Genomic DNA, 18,424 nt, shown 5'->3' on the forward strand with positions numbered 1-18,424 from the left:
CAGCTTCTATTGAGCTGCGCCTAGAAGGCACGGTCCGCTCCCGCTTGCGCCGCTGGACTTGGCGCAGAGCAGGATCGGCGAAACCGGTACGAGCTTGAGCGACTTCACCATCTTCTCAGTCGCGGTTTTGTACTTGATGAAATGGGGTGCCTTGAGGTGGGCCTCATAGGCGGCGCGGCTGGCATAGACCTCCAGCAAGCGAATCTGCGTCGGCGCGTCCCCGACCGCCACCGAGTGAAGCATCAGGACGCCAGGCTCCAGGCGGACGGAGGCTTCTTGCTCCTCCGCGAGGATCGCCTTGTAGGCCTGGAGTTGCGGGGGATCGATTTCGATCTCAGCAATACGCACCATTGGCGGGCCAGGATCGGCGGCGGCGCTGGCATCGGAGCCAAAGCCAAGCGCCAAGGCCGCGCCGAACTGCCAGCCCGCCTTTCCTCTCTTCTTGGCGTCGCGGATAAATCCTCGCATCTTCTCATTCCTCGCGTTTGGTCGAGACTATCTCGGCGCAGCCTTGTCCGCGCGCTTGACGAAAACCTCCTTGGCGACCGGCAGGGCGGACATGGCGTTGGGCCAGCCGGCATAGAACGCCAGATGGGTTATCACTTCCGCCGCTTGTTCCTGGGTCAGGCCGTTGTCCATTGCTCGGTTCAGGTGAAACGGAACCTGCGCCCCCTGACCAGAAGCGATGAGCGCCGACACCGTCACCAGACTGCGGTCGCGCGGCGCAAGGTCGGGGCGCAGCCAAAGGTCGCGAGAGAGATAGTCGGTGGTGTAGCCGACCTGACGGCGTTCGTGGTCGTCGCCGAGGAACGAAGCTTCACAAGGGCGGCGGCGAAACTGGGTATGTCTCAGTCAGCGCTGAGCCAGATCGTGCGACGCCTGGAGGCCAGCCTGGGCTTGCCGCTGCTCACGCGCACGACGCGAAGCGTCGCGCCGACCGAGGCCGGGGAGCGGCTCTTGCAGACCCTGGCGCTGGCCCTGCAGCGTTTGGACGAAAGCCTGGCCTCGCTGAGCGATCTCCGCGGCAAGCCAGCCGGCAGCATTCGCATAACGTCCGTCGAGCATGCCTCGATGTCGATGCTGGCGCCGGCTTTGGCCAAGCTCATGCCGGACTATCCGGATTTGAAGGTCGAGATCATCAACGACTATCGTCTTGTCGACATCGTCGCCGAGCGCTTCGACGCAGGCGTACGCCTCGGCGAACAGGTTGATCAGGACATTATCGCTGTGCCGATCGGCCCAGACTTCAAGATGGCGGTCGTCGGCGCGCCTACCTATTTTCAGAAGGAGGGGTGAGCGGCGCCGCTGACGCCCCATGACCTTACCGGTCACGCCTGCATTAATCTGCGCCTGCCGTCGTCTGGCGGCTTTTGGGCCTGGCCGTTTGCCAAGGACGGACGCGAGCTGAAGGTCAGAGCCACCGGACAGCTAACGTTCAACACCATCACGATGAGCCTTGAGATGGCGATCGCCGGCTTGGGACTGGCCTATCTTCCAGCGGATTTCGTGGAGGAAGATATCGAACAGGGCAGACTGATCCAGGTCTTGGCCGACTGGACGCCGCCGTCAGCCGGTTACCACCTCTACTATCCGAAGCGCAGGCCATCTAACCGCGCCTTCACGCTCGTCGTCGACGCGTTGCGCTATCGAGGCTGAACACCTCGTAAAGGCCGCTCTGAAGGTCGGGTTCTCGGCGAGGTCCCAGAGTCTGCTATTGGCGCTAGGCGGCGGTCTCCAAGCGAATCCGTCTCAGCGTATCGACCGCTGCATAGCAGGCGGCGCTGGCTTCACGGCCCTTGTTCTCGGTGTCGTCGCGGCTGCGGACCAGCGCCTGTTCGTCGGTATAGGTGGTCAGCACGCCGAAGGTGATGGGGGTCTGGGTCGTCAGGCCCGCCATCATCAGGCCCAGGCTGGCGCCCAGGCTGATGAACTCGAAATGGGCGGTGTCGCCCTTGATCACGCAGCCCAGGCAGACCACCCCGTCATAGCGGCCGGTGCGGGCCAGGGCCTGGGCGATCAGGGGCAGCTCGAAGGCTCCGGGCGCGTCGATGACGTCGTCCGGCGTGACGGGCGCGCCGTGGTCGGCCAACTGGGCCAGGGCGCCCTTCAGCAGGCCGCCGGTGACCTCGGGATTGAAGCCGCTGACGACGATGGCGATGCGCGGGGCGGGCGGGGAAGCGGTCATCGGAACTCCGAGCGGGTCAGGAGGCGCGGGCCAGGCCGTGGCCCAGCTTGTCGCGCTTGGTGTCGAGATAGGCGGCGTTGTGCGGGTTGGACGGCACGACCAGCGGCAGTTCCTCGCTCACCGCCACGCCGTTGGCGCGCAGGCCAGCAGCCTTGCGGGGATTGTTGCTGAGCAGGCGGACGCGCTCCACGCCCAGGGCTTTCAGGATCTGGGCGGCGACGCCGTAGTCGCGCAGGTCGTCGGCGAAGCCCAGGGCGTGGTTGGCCTCGACGGTGTCCAACCCGTCGTCCTGCAGAGCGTAGGCGCGGATCTTGTTGGCCAGGCCCACGCCTCGTCCCTCGTGACCTCGCAGATACAGCAGCACGCCGTTGTCGCCGTCGCCGATCTGCTTCAGTGCCGCCCGCAGTTGCGCGCCGCAGTCGCACCGTTGCGAGCCGAGGGCGTCGCCGGTCAGGCATTCGGAATGGACCCGGACCAGGGGGGCGCCGGACAGGGGCCCCTTGACCAGGGCCAGGTGCTCGATCCCATCGACGCGGTCGCGGAAGGCGCGAACCTCGAACGCTCCGGCGCCGTGGTCGGACGGCAGCCGGGCGGCGGCGACCTCGTCGACCAGGGTCTCGGTCGCCATCCGATGGGCCGCCAGCTCGGCGATGGTCAGGATCGGGATGTCGTGCAGACGGGAGAAGGTTTCCAGCTCCGGTCCGCGGGCCATGGTCCCGTCATCGTTCATGATCTCGCAGATGACGCCGGCAGGGTTCAGTCCCGCCAGCTTCATCAGGTCGACCGAGGCCTCGGTATGGCCGGCGCGGGCCAGGACCCCACCGGGAACGGCGCGGAGCGGGAAGACATGGCCCGGCGAAACGAGATCGGCGGTCGTGGCTCCTGGGGCGGTCGCCGCCGCGATGGTCCGCGCCCGGTCGAAGGCCGAGATGCCGGTGTCGACGCCCCTCGCCGCCTCGATCGAGACGGTGAAGGCCGTTTGCCGGCTGGTGCGGTTGTCGGCGACCATCGGCGGCAGGCCCAGGCGATCGACCGCTTCGCCCTCGAGGGTCAGGCAGATCAGGCCGCTGGCTTGCCGGGCCATGAAGGCGATCGCCGGGCCGTCGGCGAATTGGGCGGCCATCACCAGGTCGCCTTCGTTCTCGCGGTCCTCGTCGTCGACGAGGATGATCATGCCGCCGGCCTTCAGGCGTTCGATGGCGTCAGATAGGCGTGACATAGCCGCTCCACATACTTGGCCAGAACGTCGACCTCGACATTGATCGGATCGCCGATCGCGGCGTGCTGAAGGTTGGTGTGGGCCCAGGTGTAGGGGATCAGGGTGACGCCGACGGCGAACCGGCCCTGGGCGTCCGGCGGCTCGACACTGTTCAGGGTCAGGCTGACCCCATTGAGAGCGATCGAACCCTTCTCGACGCAGAAACCCCGCAACGCCGCCGGCAGGGTCAGGCGCACCCGCCACGAGCCGCCGTCGTCGATCACCTCGGCCAGTCGCGCCTCGCCATCGACATGTCCCTGGACCAGGTGGCCGGAGAGGCGAGTGGCCAGGGTCACCGAGCGTTCGAGGTTGAGGCGGGTTCCGGGGGCGGCGGTCGCCAGGTTGGTGCGCGCCAGGGTCTCTGGGCTGACGAAGAAGTCGGCCTGGCCTTCGTCGTTGCACCGGACGACGGTCAGGCAGACGCCGTTGACGGCGACGCTCTCGCCCAGTTCGAGGTCGGTAAAGCCCGTGGCGATCGATAGCCGCCGGGCGCCGTCGCCCTCGGGCGAGACGACGGCGATCTGGCCGATTCGTTCGACAATTCCGGAAAACATCGGATCTCCTTGGGGGCTCAGGCGGCCAAATGGACGGGCGGCGGGCGGGTGAGGATCTCGATCCTGTCGGGTTCGCCCGGATCTGGGTCCTGGCGGACGATCACGCGCTCGTCCCAGAGGTCGGCCGCCAGGAAGGTTTCCATCAGGGTCGGGCCGCATTCGACCAAGGCTTCCAGCGCGCCGGCGGCGGCCAACTCGGCCAGCAGGGCCGGGATGTCGTGATGGAGGCTGACCTCGAAGTTCCGCGCCCGGGCCGCCTCCAGATAGGCGGCCGGCGTCCGCCCGCGTCGGTCCAGGATGGCCAGGCGACGCGGCGCGCGGCGCGGATCGGCGACCCGGCGCACGGTGAACAGCGGGGCGTCGGCCAGGATGGTCCCCGAACCGGTGATGACGGCGTCGGCGCGTCGCCGCAGGCCATGGGCCAGGGTCAGGGAGTCCGCCGAGGTGAAGGTCTTGGCGCCCGGCGGCGGGATCATCCCGCCATCGACGGTCAGGGCCTGTTTGAGGGTCAGCCAAGGACGGCCCCGCGCGGACCGGGTGGCGAACGGGGCGATCAGGCGCGCGGCCTGGCGCGCCAGGCCGCTGGCGTCCGGGTGGTCCAGGTCGTGGATGAAGGCCACGTCCCGGCCAGCGCGCGCAAGGCGTTCCGCGCCGCCGGCCGCCGCCGGATTGGGATCGCGGATCCCAATCCAAAGCCTCTTGGCTGGACTGGCTAACACAGCCTCGGCACAGGGCGGTGTGCGGCCATGATGGGTGCAGGGCTCCAGGGTAACGACCAGCGTGTCGATCCTGTCGAAGCAATCCAGCCCTCGGCAGGCCGCCAGCACGGCGGCTTCGGCATGGTCACCGCCGGCCCGCTGGTGAGCGGCCAAGGCCAGGATCGCGCCGGTCGCGTCCAGCGCCACGCAGCCGACCGGCGGATTGGGCGCGGTGGCCCCGGCGAAGGCCTCTGCGGCGGCCAGAGCCTGTCGGAAGGCCTCCGCCACGCGGTCGGGGGGAAGGAAGCGACGTGTCGTCATGGCCGCGACTTAGGGCCGACGCCGCGGCGCGGCCAAGCGCGCATCCCTTTTCGAAACTCTTACATGTTAGGTGCGGAGAGAAATGACCTCGGACGCTTTTGCGCCTACGAGCTTGACGATGAACTCCGCCAACCCGTGTCGGCCATGAAGGGCCCTCTCAACAGTGTCGAGCCACATGGCGACTGGGCGCCGGGCCTGCAGAAGGCGCGGCTCTACGAAGCGATCTTGATGGACATCATCCTAGGCGAGCTGCCGCCCATGCGGGTGCTGGAGGAGAAGACGCTGGCCGCGCGCTACGCTGGCGGCGTCGCCGGAATCCGCGACGCGCTGGGACGGCTGGCCCTCGAGGGACTGGTGGTGCGCCGGCCCCGCGTCGGCACCATTGTCGCGCCGCTGGACATTGCCGAGATCGAGCACGCCTTCGAGGTGCGTCGCATGTTGGAAGGTCGTACGGCGGCCCTGGCGGCCCGCAACCATCGCCCTGAGGATTTGGCGGCCATTACGGGCGCCTTCGATAATGCCGAGGCGTCGATCGCGGCCGGCGACCTTCGGGCGATGCTGGCGATGGATCATGCCTTTCACCGCGCGGTGGCCTTCGCCACCCACAACCCGACCCTGGCCCGGTTCGTCATCGCTCTGCAAAACGTCGCGACCCGGTTCTGGATCTGGCAGATGGAAAAGCAGTCGCCGGAAGACCAGTTGAAGGACGTGATGCTGCATCGGGCCATGGCCCAGGCCATCGCCGAGGGCGATCCGATCGCGGCCGAAGCCACCTGCGCCTTGTTGATTGGCGAGCCGCCCAGCGCCGCCCGTGGCTAGGTCCGCTTTTTGGGCATGAGCCAATGTCCGTAATCGGCGCGTGCATGCCGCCTAAGTATCAGGGCGCCAGGATGATTTTGCCGAAGCCGCCGCCGCGCTCCAGGCGACGATGCGCCTCGGCCGCCTGATCCAGCGGCAGTACCGTATCGATCACCGGCCTCAGTTCGCCCTTCGCCAGGCGCGGCAGCGCGCCGACGGCGAAGCGGGCCACCATGGCGCGCTTCTCGTCGAGGGTGCGCGACTTCATGACGGTGCCGATCAGGCGCAGATGGTTGTGCAGCAAAAGGTCTAGCGGGATAGCGGCGTCGGCGTCACCGCTGAGAATCCCGACCTGCACCAGCCGACCACCCGGCGCCAGGCTGCGCAGGTTGCGCGCCAGGTACTCGCCGCCGATGAAGTCAATCACCGCGTCCACGCCCGCCCCGCCCGTCAGGCGCAGGGTCTCGGCCTCGAAGTCGGCGGCGCGGTAGTCGATCACAGCCGCCGCGCCCAGACGCCGCACGTCCGCCGCCCGCTCGGCCGAGGCCGTGGCGTAGACGCTCGCGCCCAGCGCCCTGGCGATCTGCACCGCGGCCGAGCCGATGCCGCCGGCCGCGGCATGAACCAGCACGTGCTGTCCTGGGCGGACTTCGGCCAGATGGGCCACGGCCTCCCAGGCGGTGACGAAGGCCTCCATGACCCCGGCCGCCTGGACTAGCGGAAGGCCGCTCGGGACCTTGACGGCCATGCCGTGATCGACACGGGCGAACTCCGCATAGGCGCCGCCGCCGACGATCGCCATCACCGGGTCTCCCACGCTGAATCCCGTGACCTCGGCCCCGACCTCGACGACTTCGCCGGCGAGCTCCAGGCCCAGCAGCGGGCTCTCGCCAAAGCTCTGGTCACCGTAGAAGCCGGTGCGCTGCATCAGGTCGGCGCGATTGACGCCGGCGGCGGCGACGCGGACCAGAACGTCCGTGGCCCGCGGCTCCGGAGCGGGCGCCTCGACCAGCCGGAGGACATCCGGCGGGCCGAAGCGGTCGTAGGCGATGGCTCTCACGACACGGCCTCATCGGCGCGAGCCAGGGCGCGGCGAGCGATGCTCTCGGCGAACATCGGGGTTTCGCGACGATTATGGTCGCCACCGGCGGCTTGGCGCGCGGCGGCGGCGTGGTCGTAGTCCAGACCATGTTCGGCCAGGAAGCCCATGAACACGTCGGTGGGGTGGGCAGTGACGCGATTGGTGTAGCGGGTGCGCTTGTCGTCGATCGCTTCGGCGATCAGCTCCCAGATGACGTTGACCTGGGTGCGGCCGTTGGCGGTGAAGACGTCGGAGATGGAGTTCATCCGACAATAGGTCGGGCCGGCCTCGTCGGCCACGTAGTGCTGGACCACCAGGCCCGAGCCGATCTGTTCAACATTGATCGACATGCGCCGGCCGTCGTCGGTGGTGGTCACGCCCGCCGCGATGTGATCGGGCGCGCAGCAGCGCAGGTATTCGGCCTCGGGCAGGGTGAACAGCCAGTCGGCGATGTCGATCTTTTCGATCGGAACGTCGATCTCGTGGCTATAGGCCGATTGCGAAAGGATGCGATCGAGGACAGTGACCATGACGGTTGCTCCTGGTTGTTGGCTCGGCGGGGCGGAAGCGCCGCGTCCGATGAGCCAGACCATGCGACCGGGGACGGCGCGTGATAACGCAGCCATTGCCCGCAACCGTTTTGCCCGTGGAGCAAAGATGAAGGATCCAAGGTTCGCCGAGTTCGTGGCCGTCTTCGTCGATGTCGTGCGCGCCGGCAGTTTTTCCGGGGCGGCGCGGCGTCGGGGCGTGACGCCTTCGGCGATCGTCCGGCAGATCGACGCCCTGGAGCACGGCTTGGGCGTCCGGGTGCTGGTTCGCTCGACCCGAGCTCTGGCGATGACCGACGCTGGCCAGAGGCTGTTCGAGCGGGGGCAGCGGCTGATCGACGATCTTGTCGACGTGCACGCCGAGATCGCCGCCTTCGACGGCGCGGTCGCCGGCGTGCTGCGGGTCGCCTGCTTTCCCACCTTCGGCAAGCGCTATGTTTTGCCGGTGGCCGGCGCCCTCATGCGCCAGCACCCCGGCCTGTCGGTTGAGCTGGACCTGACCGAGCGCCTGGCCGACCCGGTGCTGGATCGCCTGGAGGCGGTCATCCGCATCGGACAGCTGACCGACAGCGGCCTGATCGCCACCAAGCTGGCCGATCAGACGCGGCTTCTGGTCGCCGCTCCGGACTATCTAGCGCGACATGGCGCGCCCGGCTCTGTCGAGGACCTGCGCGGCCACCGGCTGCTCGACAAGTTGCACGGAGCCGATCTCTTGGGCTGGACGAGCCTTCTGGGCGGCGCGGCGGGCCAGCCCAACTGCGGTCAGGTGGTGTTCCGATCCGACGACTTCGAGGCGCTGCGGCTCGCCGCGAGGGAGGGCGTCGGCGTGGCCTTGCTGCCTAGCTGGGTGGCGGGGCCGGATGTCCGAGAGGGCAAGCTCGCGCGGCTCCAGCTAGATGATGAGCCTTGGAACGACCGCCCGAGCGGCATCTTTCTGCTCAGAGCGCTGCCTGAGCCCTCGGCCAAGCTGCGAGCCTTCATCGACGCCTTGCGGGCCGCCATCGGATCCCCGCCGGTCTGGACGCCGTAACGCCGCTCAGCGTTGGGTTTCAGGCCAGGAGCCAATGTCTGGAAATGGCGCAGCCCTGACAGAAACCGGACACGACTACGACGAATGGATAGAACGCGGATCTCGCCAGCCGTCATCACGAAAGCCTGTGCGCACGCGCAGGTCGCACTTGCATTCCCCGCAATGCCCCTGTGTTCTCTAGATTCAGCGCGTCACAAAACCCTGGGACGAGCACGGGGCGAGGCGTGAGGGGAGGAGGGTCTTCAAACAGATCGTCAGCTCGCCTGGGCGAGGCGTTCGGCCGGGATCGCCTTGGGCTGTTTCGGCTATTTCAGTATTGTGCTTGTCCTGCTTCATGGTCTTCGGCAGGACTACACTCCCGTCGATCACATGATCAGCGACTATGCGGTTGGGCGTTTTGGCTGGCTCATGACGACGGCCTTCGTGGCGCTGGCCTTGGGTTGCCTGACGCTGGGATTGGGAATGGCCGTGGCCGGCCCCAGATCCCTACCGGGCCGCGCGGCGGTGCTGCTCCTGTGGGTTGCGACACTTGGGCTGCTGGTGACGGCGACCTTTCCGACCGATCTCGAGACGGCGGCCACGACAATGACGGGCAACATTCACACCGCCAGTTTCCTGGTCAACGTGATCAGCATGATCCTGTGTTCGTTGCTATTCACCGTCGGCTTTCACCAAAGCGAGGACTGGCGCGGCTATCGGTGGGTCGGGTTGGCCTTGGCGATTGCATTGCTCGTGGCGTTCATCGCCCAGTTCCTGACCCTGCATCGGGGCGCGCCGTATGGCCTGACAAACCGTCTCTTCGTCGCCCTGCTTATGATCTGGCTCATAGCGACCGCCAGGCAACTGCGCCGCATCGCCATTCTGCGAAACGGCCTCATGATCGCCGATGTGTAGCTGAATGGGCTGACCGTCGGCCAGGATTTCATCGCCTTTGGACCGCCTCCCGAAGGTCTGGATTCTGGCATGGCGCTAGAGTCCGTTCGTGACGCGATGAAGCCTTTGGCCAATCCTGTATCGCGGCAGCGTGGACATTCGGTGGGCCGCCAGTTTGCCGCTTGGCTCGGCTTGCCACCCTCTAGCGTTTTAGCAACTGCTCGATCTCTTCTGATCCCTGCGCTTTGGCCAGACTCAACGCCGTGGCGCCAGAATGGTCCTGTTTGGTCGGCGACGCACCCTTGTCCAGCAGCAGCTTGACCTGGGCGCCGCGGCCAAAGAGGCTGGCCATCATCAGCGCCGTTTGGCCCTGGCCATTGATCTGGTCCACCGGACACGGGGCCTCCCGCAGCAACAGATCCGCCATGGCGTCATCGCCCTTGAACGCCGCGCCCATAAGGGCGGTGTTGCCCCGGCCGTCGGGCAGACAGGCGTCCGCGCCACGCGCTAAGAGCGCGCGAACGACTTCGGGCCGGCTATTGTAGGCGGCCAAGGTCAGGGCGGTGTAGCCGCGCTCGTCCTTGGCGTTGATCGGAGCGCCCGCGTCAAGCAGCGCGACAACCAGATCAACCCGGCCCTCGCGGGCGGCGGCGAAGAAGCTGGCGCGGAAATCTGGCGCGGGCGCCGCGGGCGCGGCCTGCAGCGCGAGCGCCGCCAGGATAGGAACGAACATCGGGTGCATCTTTCAAACATGACGGGCCCGATCGGGGTCGATCGGGCCCCGGACAGGCCTAGTTGCTGGCGACGTCGACGGCGCTGACGGCCTTGGCGGCGCGGGCCTTCACAGCGGCCAGATCGACCTTGGCGGCGGCGGCCAGGCGCGTCCCGTATTCCGGATCGGCGGCATAGAAATGGCTGACCATGATCTCCTTGATCTCGGGAACCGTGACGCCGTTCAGATCGCCCGACAGATTGCGGATCAAGGCGGCCTTCTGATCCTCGGGCAGGCGGCGCCAGAAGATCCCGGCCTGAACGAAGGGCTCGGTCTTGCCGATCGACTTCTGCTCGACCTGACCCGAGATCTCGTAGGTCGACAGCTTGTAGGCGGGGGTGTCGACATAGGCGCTGACGTCGTCGCGACGCGAGGGCTGATAGTTCACGTCGCCTTTACGCGGCGTGAAATTCATGGCGCCGTCCTGGGCGCCATTCCTGACCTCGACCTTGGGGGCGTTGATCGGCAGCATCTGATAGTTGGGGCCCAGGCGGTGGCGCTGGGTGTCGGCATAGCTGAACAGCCGGCCCTGCAGCAGGCGATCAGGTGAGGGTTCGATGCCCGGCACCATCACGCCAGGCGAGAAGGCTGACATCTCGGTCGACTGGAAGAAGTTTTCCGGAACCTTGGTCAGGGTCATCGTCCCGACCTTGGTCTCGGGCATGTCGTACCAGTCCTTGGTCGCGTCGAAGGCGTTATAGGGCAGCTTGGCGACGTCCTCGGGACGCAGGATCTTCACATAGAGGTCCCACTTGGGCAGGTCGCCCTTGCGGATCGCGCCGTAAAGGTCGTCCGTCAAGTAGTTGAACCCGGCCTTCTCGGCCTGCTCGGGCGTGTAGTTTTTGACACCTTGCTGGCTCTTCCAGTGGAACTTGGCGAACACGGTCTTGCCGTCTTCATCGACCAGCTTGAGCGCGTGTACGCCATTGCCGTCCATCGTCCGATAGCTCTGAGGCGTGCCCAGATCGGTATAGAGCTGGGTGATCATCTGGGTGCTCTCCGGCTGATGGCTGAAGAAGTCGAAGAACCGGGTCGGATCCTGTTTGTTGGTGACCGGCGAAGGCTTGAGCGAGTGCACCATGTCGGGAAATTTCATGGCGTCGCGGATGAAGAAGACCGGCAGGTTGTTGCCGACCAGATCCCAATTGCCCTCGCCGGTGTAGAACTTGGTGGCGAAACCGTGCGGGTCGCGCAGGAATTCCGGCGAGCCGTTGGGATGAATCACGGTCGAGAAGCGCACGAACACGGGCGTCTTGACGCCGGCCTTGAACAGGGCGGCCTTGGTGTATTTGTCCAGCTGGCCATTGGAGACGAACTCGCCTTGCGCACCCGTGCCGCGAGCGTGGACCACTCGCTCAGGGATGCGCTCGCGGTCGAAGCGGGCGAGCTTTTCGATCAGGTGGAAGTCCTCCAGCATCACGCCGCCCCATTCACCGGCGGTCTTGGAGTTCTGGTTGTCGCCGACCGGGGCGCCGCTGTCCTGTGTTTGCGGGGGCGGACGGTCGGTCTGTGCGTTGGCGCCCGACGCTGCGGCCACGGCGAGGATGGCCAGGGCGGTGAAAGTCTTGATGGTTCGGCGAGTCATGGCGCCCTCCTGAAGCTTGCGAAATCGCGGGTCGCCTCTTCGATAGGAGCTTGGCCGGGAGGGGTGAAACGAATTGAATTTCGCGATCTGATCGGAAAATCCGATCAATCCGGACGGCGAGGATGAAGCCTCTAGACGACCTGTTCCAGAGCGCGGGAATCCCTGTCAGGCGCCTGGATCTGGCGAATCCTACTGGCCAGCAGAGCGAATTCCTCGGCGCGCGGACAATTTCGACGCCAGGCCAGCACGATCGCCCGCTTAGCCTCGGGCGCATCCAGGGGCCTGGCGATCACCCGCGTGCGCGCCGCCGCGCCGGCTTCGAGCGCCATGGCGGGGATCAGGCTAAGTCCCATGCCGGCATGCACCAGCTGGATCAGGGTGTGGATGCTCGCGCCGCGCATGGCCTTGTGGTCGAGGTCCGGGCGGCCGCAGACGCTGAGCGCATGATCACGCAGGCAATGGCCATCGTCGAGCAACAGCATGCGCTCGGCCGGCAGCGCCCCCGGCGGGATGATCGCAAGACGCGCCAGCGGATCATCGTCACGCAAGGCCACGACGATCGGATCATCGAACAGGGCGGCATGATCGACTTCGCCACACGGATAGGGCAGGGCCAGAATCTGGCAGTCGCGGCCGCCACGCGACAGGGCTTCGCAGCCGGCTTGGCTCATTTCCTCCTGCACCTGGATGTCGAGGTCGGGATAGGCCCTGGCCAGCGCCGGTAGGATGCGGGGCAGCAGGAACGGCGCGATGGTCGGGATCACGCTGAGCCTCAGTCGGCCCGTCAGCGGCGAACCGGTCGCCCGCGCCAGGTCGGCCAGTTCGCGGGCTCGCCACAACAGGTCGCGAGCCCGAGCGGCGGCGCGCACGCCCAGCGGTGTGAATACGGTCACACGTCGGGTGCGCTCCACCAGCCTGGCTCCAAGCGCCATCTCCAGCTCCTTGAGGCCGGCCGAGAGGGTCGATTGGGTGACGTTGCAGGCGTCCGCCGCCCGGCCGAAATGCAGGTGTTCATGCAGGCAGACAAGATACTGCAGCTGCTTGAGGGACGGCAGGTTCATCGGCCTGTTCCCCGGCGCGTATAACGGCGAACGGCGCTGGGTGTCGGCGCGTCCGGCGCACCTCTGTCCACCCGTAGAACGCCAGAGGTCACGCCGCGCGCTCCAGCGGGTGGCGCCGGGGCAGGCTCAGATGATCCCAGGTCTCGTTGAGGGCTTCGACAAGTCGCGTCAAAAGCGGCTCATCGTGAGCCGGTGAGGGCGTGATACGCAGCCGCTCGGAGCCGCGCGAGACGGTGGGGTAGTTGACCGGCTGGATATAGACGCCGTGCTTGTCCAGCAGGCGTTCGGAGGCGGCCGCGCAAAGGGCCGCGTCACCCACATGGACCGGCACGATGTGCGACTCGACCGGGGACGCGGGCAGTCCGGCCCGGATCAGCGCGCTGCGGGTTCGGCCGGCGCGGGTGTGCAAGTCGCGGCGCGCTTGATCGTCGAGCTTGAGGGTCCTCACTGACGCGGCGGCCGCGGCGCACAGCGCCGGAGGCAGGGCCGTCGTGAACACAAAGCCTGGCGCGTGTGATCGAACCGCATCGACCACATCGCGTGCGCCAGCCACATAGCCGCCGACCACGCCAAAGCCCTTGCCCAGCGTCCCCTGGATCAGGTCGATACGCGACATCTGACCATCCCGCTCGGCGACGCCGCCGCCACGCGGGCCATACAGGCCTACGGCGTGCACCTCATCGAGATAGGTGAAGGCGCCATGCTCGGCGGCCAGATCGCAGATCGCCTCTATGGGGGCGATATCGCCCTCCATCGAATAGACGCTCTCGAAGACGATGACCTTAGGGCGATCTCGCGGGATTTGGCTCAGGAGCTCGCGCAGATGGTCCAAGTCGTTGTGGCGAAAGATGCGTTTTGCGCCGCCAGCGCGCCGGACGCCTTCGATGATGGAATTGTGATTGCCCGCGTCCGATAGGAAGACGACGCCAGGCAGAAGGGTTCCTAAGGTCGCAAGACAGGTCTGATTGGCGACATAGCCGCTTGTGAACACCAGGGCCGCCTCCTTTCGGTGCAAATCCGCCAATTCGCGCTCTAAGGCGACGATGGCGCCGCTCGTGCCCGACAGATTGCGGGTGCCGCCCGCGCCCACGCCCTGTCGCCGCGCTGTCGACGCCATGGCGTCGATCACCGAAGGGTGCCGGCTCATGCCGAGATAGTCGTTCGAGCACCAGACCGTTATGGCGCGCGGGCCGTCTGGACTGTTCCACACTGCCGACGGAAACGCGCCAGCTTCGCGGCTGATTTCGCGAAACACGCGGTAGCGTCGCTCCGCGCGAAGTTTGGCAAGGCTGTCAGCGAATCTAGAAGCGTAGTCATAGGCGCCGCCAACTTGGGCGGGCGTCGCGCTGGCGGGGGTCATTCAGGGGCTCCTTGTGATCGCAAGCTGAGCCAAAGCGCATCATAAATACAATTGATCGTTCCTATTTGAACGATTGACCGGTTCGATATGACCTCGTGCGAGCGCGTGAACGAGAGAAATTCTAAGGCTCCGACGATGTCGGTCGCGGCCAGGGCGGCGCTTCGCCGCAATCCGAAGGTCCAGCCAGGCGCCAGCTCTGAATGTCCGGAGTGTGGAGCGGTCTCAGAGGTGGAAAGTGGCGCCCTCGCGGCGCGAAGTTCCGGGTGGAAGAGTCGCCCCGACCCAGGGACCGTCTCGCCGTGGCATGAAATCGCCACCGTTTTGCGAAATCCGCAGGGACGGTTCTGGGACCGCCGCTGAGCGGGCCCAAAAGACTGGTCGCCAGCCGAGGCGATGCTCCTGGTTGACGCTCACATAGGCCAGAATGGTGGCGCTGATCATCCCGCGATGGTGATGGTGAGAGGCCGCCGCGCATCATGTCGATGCCGAACATCTCGACTCTAAGTTCAGCTGCGCCGGCGGGATGTAAAGGATGGAAATCGGCCGTTGGCGCCGAAGATTTCTTGGCGGCGGCGAGCTTGGAGGTCGTGGCGCCCGCGGTCCCATCGGACGCTGTGGCGCCATGTCGCAACTCCACGAGGCGATTGCCCAATAGCCTGTAAAGCCTCGTGCACCCAAGCTGGCGCGATGACTTCACACGCCGACAGGTCCTATTCGCAGCAGGCGCTCGAGAAGTACTACGCTCGAACCTATTCCGGTCACGTGTCCATGAGGATCGGCAGCATCGCCCTGGTGGCGATGGTGCTGCTCTTTCTGAATGCGATGTCTCTCTGGGTGGCGCTGGGCTGGATCGCCGCCTACGTGTCGTCCGAAGTGGCGACCATAGCTTGGTGGCGCCGGGTTGTGCCCCGCCTGGCCGCGGCGACGCAAGAGCAGTTCCGGATCTTCCAGAACCAGCTGATCGCCATAACCATCCTGCTGACATCGACCTCCGCGGGGCCCCTTCTTCTGGCCCATCCGACAACGAACACGGCCGTCGTGACCCTTGTGCTCGTCAGCGCCGGGATCCTGATGACCTGCGCGGCCCAGCACACCCTGACGCGCAGCATGATCCTGTGGACCGCGCCGGCCCCGGCCATCGCGCTTCTCTACAGCGCCACCCGCCTGCAGTCAGGCGTGGAGGCTTGGATCCTTGCCGCGCTGGCCGTCTGTTTCGCGGTCAACGCTCGCGACTTGCAGCTCGCCAACGCCGAGTCCTATGACGAAGTGATCCAGGACCAGCTCAACGCCGAAGCGGCCAACCAGGCCAAAAGCGCCTTCCTGGCCACCGTCTCCCATGAGATCCGCACGCCGCTCAACGGCATCCTGGGCATGGCCCAGGCCATGTCGCGCGAGCCGATGAGCCGTCACCAACAGGAACGTCTGCGGGTGCTGCAACAGTCGGGCGCGACCCTGCTGACCTTGCTCAATGACATGCTGGACATGGCCAAGATCGAGGCCGGCAAGATCCAGCTCGAAAGCCTCGACTTCGACCCCGAGGCGCTTGGCCGCGATGCGTGCGACGCGTTCGGAGCCATCGCGGCGGAAAAGGGTCTTACCCTGTCGTTCGCGGCGCAGGGCCCGCCTAGCCTTTATCGGGGCGACCCCACGCGTGTGCGGCAGATCCTCTACAATCTGATTGGCAATGCCGTGAAATTCACCGATCAGGGGCGCATCGACGTGCTGCTGGTCTTCGAGGCGACGGGGTTCGCTTTCGCCGTCGAGGACACCGGGGTCGGTTTCTCTGACGTGATCCGGGCTGGCCTCTTCGAGAAATTCAGCCAGGGAGACGCCACCACGACCCGGCGCTTCGGCGGCACGGGCCTTGGCCTGCCGATCTCGCGCGACCTGGCCCGACTGATGGGCGGCGACATCACGGTCGAAAGCCGTCTGGGAGCCGGATCCACCTTCCGTGTCGCCTTGTCCTTGGCGCGCGCCGGCCCACCGGCTCCCGCGGCATTGGCGACGCCCGCGGCCGAACCCTTGGTCACCGCCCTGGAGGAACGCCTCACCATACTGGTCGCCGAGGACAACCCGACCAACCAGCTGGTGCTACGCAGTCTGCTTGGCGGCGCGGGGGTTGATCTTGAAATCGTCGAGGACGGTCGCTTGGCGCTGGAAGCCTGGCGCCAGCGGACCTTCGATCTGATCCTGATGGACATCAGCATGCCGGTCATGGACGGGGTCAGCGCCACGCGCGCCATCCGGACCGAAGAGCGCGAGCGCGCGCGCGTCCGAACCCCGATCATCGCTCTGACCGCGAACGCCATGGACCACCAGAGGCATGACTATCTGGCTGCGGGCCTGGACGCCCATGTCAGCAAGCCGATCGACGTCGCTGTCCTCTTCGCCGCCATCGCTGAGACCCTGGCCGCCGTACCGACCGACCACGCCGTCGCCGGCTGACCTGACGTCTGCCGGCCAACTTTCAACGTGCGTTTTTGGAGGCGGCCGAATGTCCGTTGCTGACACAGCCCCGCCGGAGACCGGACGTCCCGACCGGGGGCGGGCGCCTAACGCGGACTGAACACCGTCAAAAGGGCCAAGCCAGCCACGCCGGCCAGTCCGATGGTCGTCAGAAGGCCGGCCCAGCCGACGGGCGTCAGGATCCGGGCGCTGGGGCGACGGCGAGGCGACATGGTCTGGATCCTAGGCAGGGTTGAGGGCCATCGACACGCCGCTCGGCGCCACGTCAAGGCCAAGGCCCAGCTGTTCGTCCTTTAGGGCGATGGCCTGGTCGAAGTTCGACAGGGTCACGCCCACCAGGCGGATGCCCAGGCGCGGCGGATAGCATGTGCAGGAGCACCGTTAGGCGGCGTCGAACTGCGCCCGTGCCGCGCGGATTTCCTGACGGTGCTCGCGCGCCCACTGCGACAGCGCTCGAACTGGCTCAATCAACGTGCGACCGAGCGGCGTCAGCTCGTACTCGACGCTCGGCGGAACGGTGGCGAAGATGGTTCGAGAGACCAGGCCATCACGCTCCAGGAGGCGCAGGGTGAGCGTCTGCATCCGTTGTGAGATGCCGTGGACGCCGCGTCGCAGGTCGTTGAATCGCCGCGGTCCACCAGCTAGGGCGCTGATCACCAACAGGCTCCACTTGTCGCCCACCCGGTTCAGCACTTCGCGGATGTCGAGGCACTCGGAGTCCGGAGCAGTCGAAAATCCAGGTGACAAAGATGTGCCTCCTTATGCCTGGCCAGGGTGGCTGATACACCGGTTCCGGATCGTAACCAGCGATGGAATGGGAACTGGTTATCACCAAGAGCATGCGCCGTCAGACAATTGGCTCGCCACGATGAGCGCGCGGGGGACGTCAGAGATGAACGACAGCACGCACAAGGTGGTCCTGGTGACCGGAGCGAGCCGCGGACTTGGGCGTGGCATCGCACGCCAGTTCGGCCGAATGGGTGCTACCGTCTACATGACAAGCCGCCAAACAAGCGAGGCGATGCTGGCCGACGCTGCCGCCGAAGTGTCCGCGGGCGGCGGCAAGGGTGTTCCCGTCGCGCTTGACCAGCACGATCCCGCTGCGGTCGAGGGCTTGATCAAGCAGATCAGAGAAGAGGCCGGTCAGCTTGATATCCTGGTCAACAACGCCGCGGCGGCGCCACCCGAGCTGGCGCGGCCTGGCGCCTTTTGGGAAAAGCCGCTGTCGATCGGCGACATGATCGAGATCGGCTTACATACCAACTATATCGCCGCCTATTTCGCCGCGCCGCTGATGGTGCAGCGTCGGCGGGGACTGATTGCGAACATCTCCTTCTATGGCGCGGTGACCTATTTCCATGGTCCAGCCTATGGGGCGGCCAAGGCCGGCACCGACAAAATGAGCTTCGACATGGCCCTGGAGCTGCGACCGCACAACGTCGGCTGCGTGTCGATCTGGCCAGGCTTCATCTATTCGGATGCGGTCGCCCAGTTCGCGGAGACGACGCCCAAGGAGCATCTGCCGCCGACGCTCGCCAATCACCTGGCCGAGTTCGAACGGCCCGAGTTCACGGGCTTGGTTGTCAATGCGCTGCATGACGACCCGGCGCTCATGGAGTTTTCCGGCCAAGCGCTGATCGGCGCGGAACTGGGGCAACGCTACGGGATCCGCGATATCGACGGCAAGCAGCCCCTTTCGTATCGCGACACCATGGGTGAGCCGTTGGTGTTTATGCCGCCTAACCCAAACCGCCCGATGGCTTGAGCGTGGTGCGCCTGACAATCGGCTGACGACAGTGTTGATGCTGAAGGTGACGATCTTCACCTCTTGATG

Annotated in this window: 19 protein-coding genes and 1 pseudogene; 6 read left to right on the plus strand and 14 right to left on the minus strand. The window is 66.3% G+C overall.

All coding sequences use genetic code 11. The features are described from left to right. Positions 1–6: 6 nt before the first annotated feature. Together V6S85_RS01005 and V6S85_RS26540 are read right to left on the minus strand one after the other, a co-directional pair. Positions 7–468: a putative quinol monooxygenase gene (locus V6S85_RS01005; protein ID WP_334347699.1), complete on the minus strand. Its 462-nt coding sequence runs from the start codon at positions 466–468 to the stop codon at positions 7–9. Positions 469–495: 27 nt separating this feature from the next. Then, entirely contained in the window at positions 496–741 is a 246-nt protein-coding gene (locus V6S85_RS26540) for a carboxymuconolactone decarboxylase family protein (RefSeq protein ID WP_442885635.1), read from the minus strand. On the opposite strand from V6S85_RS26540, the pseudogene V6S85_RS01010 reads away from it, so the two are divergent. After that, a pseudogene (locus V6S85_RS01010) lies at positions 652–1,656 on the plus strand (LysR family transcriptional regulator). The gene V6S85_RS26540 and the pseudogene V6S85_RS01010 sit on opposite strands and share 90 nt — an antisense overlap. A 64-nt stretch (positions 1,657–1,720) precedes the next feature. On the opposite strand, the gene ribH reads toward V6S85_RS01010, so the two are convergent. The 4 genes from ribH to ribD are packed head-to-tail and all read right to left on the minus strand — an operon-like array spanning position 1,721 to position 5,016. Beyond that, positions 1,721–2,185 carry a 6,7-dimethyl-8-ribityllumazine synthase gene (gene ribH, locus V6S85_RS01015; RefSeq protein WP_334347700.1) on the minus strand — a complete coding sequence of 155 codons (465 nt, stop codon included), beginning with the start codon at positions 2,183–2,185 and terminating at the stop codon, positions 1,721–1,723. A gap of 16 nt (positions 2,186–2,201) precedes the next feature. Beyond that, positions 2,202–3,404, minus strand: coding sequence for a 3,4-dihydroxy-2-butanone-4-phosphate synthase (gene ribB / locus V6S85_RS01020; RefSeq protein ID WP_334347701.1), 1,203 nt, complete (start codon positions 3,402–3,404; stop codon positions 2,202–2,204). Continuing rightward, the gene (locus tag V6S85_RS01025; protein WP_334347702.1) at positions 3,371–3,997 is read right to left on the minus strand and encodes a riboflavin synthase; all 627 of its coding nucleotides are present in this window, start codon (positions 3,995–3,997) and stop codon (positions 3,371–3,373) included. The genes ribB and V6S85_RS01025 overlap by 34 nt, the downstream gene beginning before the upstream one ends. A gap of 17 nt (positions 3,998–4,014) precedes the next feature. Next, positions 4,015–5,016, minus strand: coding sequence for a bifunctional diaminohydroxyphosphoribosylaminopyrimidine deaminase/5-amino-6-(5-phosphoribosylamino)uracil reductase RibD (ribD, locus tag V6S85_RS01030; protein ID WP_334347703.1), 1,002 nt, complete (start codon positions 5,014–5,016; stop codon positions 4,015–4,017). A gap of 144 nt (positions 5,017–5,160) precedes the next feature. Between ribD and V6S85_RS01035 the strand changes: the two genes are divergently transcribed. Further along, positions 5,161–5,835 (plus strand): GntR family transcriptional regulator, encoded by a 675-nt coding sequence (locus V6S85_RS01035; RefSeq protein WP_334348103.1) that lies wholly within the window; start codon positions 5,161–5,163, stop codon positions 5,833–5,835. 58 nt (positions 5,836–5,893) lie between these two features. On the opposite strand, the gene V6S85_RS01040 is transcribed toward V6S85_RS01035, so the two are convergent. Then, complete coding sequence (locus V6S85_RS01040) at positions 5,894–6,874, minus strand: NAD(P)H-quinone oxidoreductase (RefSeq protein ID WP_334347704.1); 981 nt, start codon at positions 6,872–6,874, stop codon at positions 5,894–5,896. Then, on the minus strand, positions 6,871–7,425 hold the full coding sequence (locus V6S85_RS01045; protein ID WP_334347705.1) for a hypothetical protein: 555 nt from the start codon (positions 7,423–7,425) through the stop codon (positions 6,871–6,873). Before V6S85_RS01045 ends, V6S85_RS01040 begins: the two co-directional genes overlap by 4 nt. 127 nt (positions 7,426–7,552) lie before the next feature. Here V6S85_RS01045 and V6S85_RS01050 point away from each other — a divergent pair, with 127 nt between their 5' ends. Further along, a complete protein-coding gene (locus V6S85_RS01050) occupies positions 7,553–8,473 on the plus strand; it encodes a LysR family transcriptional regulator (protein WP_334347706.1) in 921 nt (306 codons plus the stop codon). A gap of 318 nt (positions 8,474–8,791) precedes the next feature. Further along, the gene (locus V6S85_RS01055; protein WP_334348104.1) at positions 8,792–9,367 is read left to right on the plus strand and encodes a DUF998 domain-containing protein; all 576 of its coding nucleotides are present in this window, start codon (positions 8,792–8,794) and stop codon (positions 9,365–9,367) included. Positions 9,368–9,548: 181 nt separating this feature from the next. On the opposite strand, the gene V6S85_RS01060 is transcribed toward V6S85_RS01055, so the two are convergent. From V6S85_RS01060 to hemA, 4 genes are all read right to left on the minus strand, one after another. Further along, a complete protein-coding gene (locus tag V6S85_RS01060) occupies positions 9,549–10,079 on the minus strand; it encodes an ankyrin repeat domain-containing protein (RefSeq protein WP_334347707.1) in 531 nt (176 codons plus the stop codon). Between the two features lie 58 nt (positions 10,080–10,137). Continuing rightward, on the minus strand, positions 10,138–11,703 hold the full coding sequence (locus tag V6S85_RS01065) for a catalase (protein WP_334347708.1): 1,566 nt from the start codon (positions 11,701–11,703) through the stop codon (positions 10,138–10,140). A 131-nt stretch (positions 11,704–11,834) separates the two neighbouring features. Then, complete coding sequence (locus V6S85_RS01070; protein ID WP_334347709.1) at positions 11,835–12,764, minus strand: hydrogen peroxide-inducible genes activator; 930 nt, start codon at positions 12,762–12,764, stop codon at positions 11,835–11,837. Positions 12,765–12,852: 88 nt separating this feature from the next. Then, positions 12,853–14,124: a 5-aminolevulinate synthase gene (gene hemA / locus V6S85_RS01075; protein WP_334347710.1), complete on the minus strand. Its 1,272-nt coding sequence runs from the start codon at positions 14,122–14,124 to the stop codon at positions 12,853–12,855. 687 nt (positions 14,125–14,811) lie between these two features. Between hemA and V6S85_RS01080 the strand changes: the two genes are divergently transcribed. Then, positions 14,812–16,569 (plus strand): ATP-binding protein, encoded by a 1,758-nt coding sequence (locus tag V6S85_RS01080; RefSeq protein WP_334347711.1) that lies wholly within the window; start codon positions 14,812–14,814, stop codon positions 16,567–16,569. Positions 16,570–16,676: 107 nt separating this feature from the next. Here V6S85_RS01080 and V6S85_RS01085 read toward each other — a convergent pair whose 3' ends face one another. Next, positions 16,677–16,802, minus strand: a complete 126-nt coding sequence (locus tag V6S85_RS01085) for a hypothetical protein (RefSeq protein WP_334347712.1) — start codon at positions 16,800–16,802, stop codon at positions 16,677–16,679. A gap of 169 nt (positions 16,803–16,971) precedes the next feature. After that, positions 16,972–17,337, minus strand: a complete 366-nt coding sequence (locus tag V6S85_RS01090; protein WP_334347713.1) for a winged helix-turn-helix transcriptional regulator — start codon at positions 17,335–17,337, stop codon at positions 16,972–16,974. Positions 17,338–17,482: 145 nt separating this feature from the next. Between V6S85_RS01090 and V6S85_RS01095 the strand changes: the two genes are divergently transcribed. Beyond that, positions 17,483–18,355, plus strand: a complete 873-nt coding sequence (locus V6S85_RS01095) for an SDR family NAD(P)-dependent oxidoreductase (protein ID WP_334347714.1) — start codon at positions 17,483–17,485, stop codon at positions 18,353–18,355. Positions 18,356–18,424 lie beyond the last annotated feature (69 nt).

The sequence above is a fragment of the Caulobacter sp. CCNWLW153 genome, from assembly GCF_036889365.1.
Classification (GTDB): Bacteria; Pseudomonadota; Alphaproteobacteria; order Caulobacterales; family Caulobacteraceae; genus Caulobacter; species Caulobacter radicis.